A 4,770-nucleotide genomic window follows, 5' to 3' on the forward strand; every position below is an offset into this window, starting at 1 on the left:
TTCCCTTCACCCCCCCGATCACCGATTTCCCGTGTGATTGCTAAGGACTGTTGATGAAACTCGATCGCTTTTTGGTATTCTCCTAGGGAATTGTAAACAGCGCCTAAATTATTGTAGGATTTCCCTTCACCCCCCCGATCACCGATTTCCCGTTTGATTGCTAAGGACTGTTGATAAAACTCGATCGCTTTTTGGTATTCTCCTAGGGAATTGTAAACATTGCCTAAATTACCGTAGGATTTCCCTTCACCCCCCCGATCACCGATTTCCCGTTTGATTGCTAAGGACTGTTGATGAAATTCGATCGCTTTTTGGTATTCTCCTAGGGAATGGTAAACATTGCCTAAATTATTGTAGGATTTCCCTTCACCCCCCCGATCACCGATTTCCCGTGTGATTGCTAAGGACTGTTGATCAAACTCGATCGCTTTTTGGTATTCTCCTAGGGAATAATAAATATCTGCCAATGAGTTGAGACTCGCAACTAAATCAAGTTCTAGATTTAACTCTTTTTGTAAATCGATCGCTTTTTGATAATACTCGATCGCTAAATCTTGTTCCTGACGATAATCTGACAATGGCAGATTTGATAAACGATGGTTATAAATCTTAGCTAAACTGGCATATAAACTGGCTAATCTTGGCTCTTTTTTGCCTTTATTTACCTCGATTTGCTCGATTAATTCTAACAGGTCTTCTTTAGAGATAAAAGGAATATCTTTGTCTATAGTAATTTCGTCAAAAGATTGTAAAATTGGTAAAAATTCCTGACAAGGTAAAAAGTTACTTGGAGGAGAAATAAAGCGAAAAACTCCTTTTCTCCAACTCCAAAAATCGGGGGACTTTTTGCGTAAATTTACTTCCACTGTGCTTGTTACCCAAAGAATGATAGAATAGGGAAATTCTCGCAATCCTTCCCTTGTCCATTGCAGATAACCAAAAAATTTATCTAGTTCCGATTTTTCCCGTTGCCATTGAATCGAGTGTAATTTTTCCACTCCTGTGGTTGTGATCACGGCATTTTTGCTTTGTAGTAACTCTGGTTTTCTGGAGACTAAACTAGCAATTGCTGCTCTTAAACTCGGTTCTTTTTGATCTAAATCAATCCGATAACAAGGGATTACTGGTTCTAATTCTTTGCTATAGCGATCAATAATTTGTTCTCGCAATTTTTCCTGATCACACACACAAATTAATATATTTAATCTCTCTTGATTTGCCTCTAGAGACACGATTAAACCTTCGTATTCTCTTTCATTTTGGTCGATAATTGAAGATGTTTCATCATTCATAATAAGTGGGTAGGTGTTAAAAACTGTCAGATACCCCCCTTATCAAGGGGGGATTAAGGGGGGATCAAGGGGGGATCGATCTTCAATTTAATTATAACTACTTACTTATCCCATTCAAATTGTTCCCCTTTTTTTCATTAACTCAACGACAATCGGATGCACATTATACCAGAGATCGCCATTACGGTATTCTAAAATGTATAAACCATGCAGCAGATCTAGAAAATTTTGATCCTTGAGATCCGTGGGTTTTGAGTGTTGATAAACAGTTTTAATAATTTCCTCATCTGCTTTACCTATACTTTCGGCAAAATCGAGACTAAGTTCTGTGATTGATTGTTCTAAAACAGCTTGATCAATTTTTAGGGTATTATCATCAGGATAACGACGAACTGAGCGCAAACAAACCCGACAGCAATCATTAGTAATGCGAATTAATTCTCGTAATACTCCCCCACTATAAAGACAAATTTTTTCGAGGGTATCAGGATCGATTAAAGCGGGATCGATGCGCTTAGTGATAATCTCGGTTAAAGTAGCAATAATTTGCGGATCGGGTATAGCATTAGGTGAATTAATTTCTCCCTGTTTAAAGAGTTTATATACAGGCATTTGTACGATCTGATCGTTGGTTTCTGTTTGGAGAGTTGCCTTTAAAGCTACTTCTCTTAAAGCGGCGATCGGAATAGTCATAATAATCCGAAAACCGGGCAACATAATCGCTTTAATATGGGATTGAAAAATATCCCTTACCTGTGCTAAGTCAATTTTATCAATGTCATCAACAATTACTAAGATTTTTTTCTGACTTTGAGACTCGATCGCACTAGCGATAATGTTAATTTGGGCAACTAAATCGGTAATTCTCCGCTCATATTTTTGTTTGATTTCCTGGCGAATAGTCGAATTAATCTTGAGAATTCCTTTAATGTGAGCTAGTAAAGTAGAAAAGTTAAAACCTGTTTCGACAGTGGTATCTGCTTGATTAGTTTCGGTGCGGATTTGTTCGGCAAACCATTGATAAAAGCTTTTTTTAATAGAATCTTTAATAGTTAAATTTTGGGTTTCCGCTTCTGACATCATCTGAACGGCGATCGAGAATAAAATATTAACATGATTTACGTCTGACATCTCGATCATGTCTGAGATCGAGAAGAAAACAACAAAATAGCGATCATCTAACTTTCTTTTAAATTCGTAGAGTAGGGTTGATTTACCACAACCCCGATGTCCTGCTAGAATAATTTTTCCGTCTTCCCAAGGACTATCTTCTACCAATTGTTCTAATTCGTCGATAATTTCTGTGCCGTATTCGACAGCAAAACGCTGTAATTCTTTATCCGATCGCAGCGGTAAAAGTTCTAAATTACGATAGGCTTCTCGAAAGGGTTCTAGTAAAGGACTAACCATGAGTAATTAAATTAAGTGGGTGGGTGGAATTAAATATAAGATGAACGTAGGTTGGGTTGAAGCATGAAACCCAACGCCTGCATGGGTTACTAACCATGAGTAATTAAATTAGACTGTGTTGTGTGAAGATAATTAGCCACAAAGAAAACCAGAAAAAAATTAACTGATAACTGATAACTGATAACTGATAACTGATAACTGATAACTGATAACTGTTATTTTTCGGCTGCCCAACTGTCGGGAGTGTAGGTTTTTAATGCCAAAGCATGGATGGCTTCGGTAGCCAGTGCCGATTGTAAAGCGCCATAAACCATTTGATGCTGTTTAACGCGGGTTTTGCCGGCAAATTCGCCGGAAATAACCACCGCTTCCAAATGATCGCCACCTCCCGTCAAATCCCGAATCATCACTTGTGCATCGGGGATTTGTTCTTGAATCATCGCTTCTACTTGGCGAAAGTCAACCATCGTAACTCCTCAAAAAAATTAAAGATACTCTGATCCCATTTTTACCGAAAGCTCGTCAATGGGGACAAAATTTACTGCTGTGGGGGGGAGTTGTTAGGAGTTGCGGAGGTGGGAGTCGGTGCGGAGATGGGTGTACTGACAAATCCCATCTCGTAGAGTTGTTGATAGCTTTTTTGTCCTAATTCACTGGTGGGGTTTTGGGATTGAATCACCTGAATTAACAAAGGAACCGCCAATTCTGGCTGATTTTGCGCCCTATGGACCAAAGCAAGCTGATAGGTGGCTTCATCCCGCAGTTGTCCCGTGTTTAAAGCACTTTGACGCTGAGAATCGAATACTTTCGGGTCAATTCCTGAGAAACTATTAGCTAATTGCAGATGATAGTTAGATAGTTGGTTAAAAATCCGGCGCGCTTGATTGAGTTTGTCCACAGCGACATCGTATTTAGCGGCATTAATAGCGGCGTTCGCTTCTTCCACTAAACGTTGTCCCCCCTGAAGACTCAGGACACTATCGGCTTGATTTAAGGGTTTCAATTCGTTAGGATCGCTGGCAGGAGTGTTAGAGTCGGGGGTTTGTGCTTGTCCGTCAGGTGCGATCGCTATGACTAAACCGATCACCAGAGTGAGCAGATAAATTAAACTATAAGGCTGTTTTCGCTTAACCATAAAATTTCTCGACTTAATGTTCCTGATGGGAACGGCTATTTTTTCTAACATCGACACCTGACCTATAGTAGCTTTTTTGGGGCAGTTTCGATCCGACCCCAGCTTTCTAGACGTTAGATATACCGGTTTTGTCGCCATGGCAACCTCTGATTTTTCCCGAAAAATCAGTACAAGTCCCCAAAAAGTTAGTTTATCCCCCCGATTAATGGTTTAAATACCGATAATTCAACCCTTGCAAGGCTGTCCAGATAGAATAAAGAGAAAGTAGGAGTTTAGTTAAAATGTCTTTATCACTGATTACCCGTAAGTTTACGGTGGAAGAATACGAAAAAATGACAACCCAGGGAATAATCAAACCCGATGAAAAAGTGGAATTAATTCGAGGAGAAATTATCAAAATGTCACCGATGGGAACCCGTCATGCTGCTTGTATAGATAGATTAATACAATTACTTTATCAAAAGCTAGGCCAGAAAATTATTCTCAGGGTGCAAAATCCGATTAGATTAAATAATAATTCTCAACCAGAACCAGATTTAAGTTTACTAATACCTCGATCGGATTTTTATGTTACTGCCTATCCTTGTCCTCAAGATATCTATTTAATTATTGAAGTTTCTGATTCTACCATCGATTATGATCGCAATACTAAAATTTCTCTTTATGCGGAAGCAAATATTAAAGAAGTTTGGATTATCAATCTTAAGGAAGAATGTTTAGAAGTTTATCGCCATCCGCTGCATGGTAGTTATCAAAATATTCAGAAATACTCTATAAATGAGAGGGTTTTTATAACATCTTTTCCCGATATAGAATTCACTATTGCAGAAATCTTAGGAGTGTAGTTAAAATGTCTTTATCACTGATTACCCGTAAGTTTACGGTGGAAGAATACGAAAAAATGACAACCCAGGGAATAATCAAACCCGATGA

General features: G+C 38.7%; 5 protein-coding genes and 1 pseudogene. 2 read left to right on the forward strand and 4 right to left on the reverse strand.

Annotated elements, in window-relative coordinates:
- The 4 genes from BGL89_RS01830 to BGL89_RS01845 form a co-directional block, all read right to left on the reverse strand.
- The coding region (locus BGL89_RS01830) for a tetratricopeptide repeat protein (protein ID WP_286824106.1) at positions 1-1,292 on the reverse strand (1,292 nt) is incomplete at its 3' end.
- A gap of 114 nt (positions 1,293-1,406) precedes the next feature.
- The gene (locus BGL89_RS01835; RefSeq protein WP_286824107.1) at positions 1,407-2,702 is read right to left on the reverse strand and encodes a P-loop NTPase fold protein; all 1,296 of its coding nucleotides are present in this window, start codon (positions 2,700-2,702) and stop codon (positions 1,407-1,409) included.
- A gap of 215 nt (positions 2,703-2,917) precedes the next feature.
- Positions 2,918-3,169, reverse strand: coding sequence for a BolA family protein (locus BGL89_RS01840; RefSeq protein WP_002737239.1), 252 nt, complete (start codon positions 3,167-3,169; stop codon positions 2,918-2,920).
- 71 nt (positions 3,170-3,240) lie between these two features.
- The gene (locus BGL89_RS01845) at positions 3,241-3,888 is read right to left on the reverse strand and encodes a hypothetical protein (RefSeq protein ID WP_286824114.1); all 648 of its coding nucleotides are present in this window, start codon (positions 3,886-3,888) and stop codon (positions 3,241-3,243) included.
- A gap of 230 nt (positions 3,889-4,118) precedes the next feature.
- Here BGL89_RS01845 and BGL89_RS01850 point away from each other — a divergent pair, with 230 nt between their 5' ends.
- Both BGL89_RS01850 and BGL89_RS01855 read left to right on the forward strand, forming a co-directional pair.
- On the forward strand, positions 4,119-4,682 hold the full coding sequence (locus tag BGL89_RS01850) for a Uma2 family endonuclease (RefSeq protein WP_286824116.1): 564 nt from the start codon (positions 4,119-4,121) through the stop codon (positions 4,680-4,682).
- 5 nt (positions 4,683-4,687) lie between these two features.
- Positions 4,688-4,770 (forward strand): annotated as a pseudogene (locus tag BGL89_RS01855) (Uma2 family endonuclease); the annotation flags it as partial.

This window comes from Microcystis sp. LSC13-02, from assembly GCA_002282935.1.
Classification (GTDB): domain Bacteria; phylum Cyanobacteriota; class Cyanobacteriia; order Cyanobacteriales; family Microcystaceae; genus Microcystis.